The organism is Thalassobacter sp. 16PALIMAR09 (genome assembly GCF_000765485.1).
Classification (GTDB): domain Bacteria; phylum Pseudomonadota; class Alphaproteobacteria; order Rhodobacterales; family Rhodobacteraceae; genus Thalassobacter; species Thalassobacter stenotrophicus.
This window is the reverse complement of record NZ_JHAK01000037.1, coordinates 1-1,031: the sequence shown is the minus strand read 5'-3', so window position 1 is coordinate 1,031 and position 1,031 is coordinate 1. Positions and strand designations below refer to the sequence as shown.

Sequence of the window (1,031 nt, the reverse complement as noted above, 5' to 3'; positions counted from 1 at the left end):
CTCTGGTTGCCGCCAAGCCCCCAGACCCAGGCGCCCTCAATCCGATCGATGAAGAAGACATGGCCTTGCCAGCTGGAGCGGCCCCGGGGAATGATCCCGATGTCTCCTTGCCGGGATTCCGCGGTCTCCACCGGGACACCCCAGTCGAGATAAGACCGCGCGGTCAGCTTGCGAGTAGAGCGGATCCCAGCTTTCTCCAAGCAATGCCCGACAAAGGCCGCACACCAGGCGACGCTGTCATGTTCCACCCAATCGTGACCGATAGACCCATACATTTCCATGATGGCGGGGTTGTTCTCGGGGCCCGGGCCTTCAGTTGTGCCGATATAGCTGCGCGCAATGTCGAACGGTGTCATGATCTGCTCCCATGCAAATGCAAACAGCCGCCCCAAGGGACGGCTGCGATCATAGTGTTAGATTTTCGGGCTTCAGGCGGGCGATCTCACCCGGCACCGGCCCCTTCAAAGACGGTGTCCTTGGCCTGCATCAGCCAATCATCCACGGCGGCGGCAACAGACGGGCCAAGACCTACCAGCCCCGTGAGTTGGATTTCAAAGAGGCCTTTGGTGTTTTCGGGATCGCACCAATGCCCGTCATACGCGAGCACCAACCGCTTGACCGCTGCCACGGGATCTGGCGATGTCTCGATCTGTGCTAAAATCGCTTCGATCTCAGTCATAATCTGATCCTCCCTCAGTCATTTCTTGAGCCCCAATTGGTCATCGTGATTGGCCGCTTCAAGTGCGCGGTCCAATCTGCGTCGCTACTTCTTGCGACTGAGCCAAGCAGCAAGAAGTGCCTCTGCCCCACGCGGGCCGAGATAGGCGAGTGTTGCGACAAACCCAGTGGATACTGGCTGCGACAGGCCAATATGGCGTGCCGCCGCCTCCCCAATCAGCGCCATGCCGACGGCGACGGGGATTTCCCAGAGAAGCTCCTTGCCGAAGAAGCGGCGGTTGCCGAGCTTTACCTCCCCCGAATGCCACATGAGCCGGCCGGTAAAGGCGCCGATCAGCGTGGTCACGGCCCCG

Annotated in this window: 3 protein-coding genes; all 3 read right to left on the bottom strand. The window is 60.4% G+C overall.

The genetic code is table 11. The annotated features are described in order from the left end of the window. Positions 1–356, bottom strand: a 356-nt coding sequence (locus PM04_RS17250) for a TIGR02594 family protein (protein WP_038009165.1), incomplete at its 3' end; no start/stop codon positions are given. 86 nt (positions 357–442) lie between these two features. Continuing rightward, complete coding sequence (locus PM04_RS17245) at positions 443–679, bottom strand: hypothetical protein (RefSeq protein ID WP_038009164.1); 237 nt, start codon at positions 677–679, stop codon at positions 443–445. Between the two features lie 84 nt (positions 680–763). Further along, on the bottom strand, positions 764–1,031 hold a 268-nt coding region (locus PM04_RS17240; RefSeq protein WP_038009161.1), incomplete at its 5' end, for a phage holin family protein.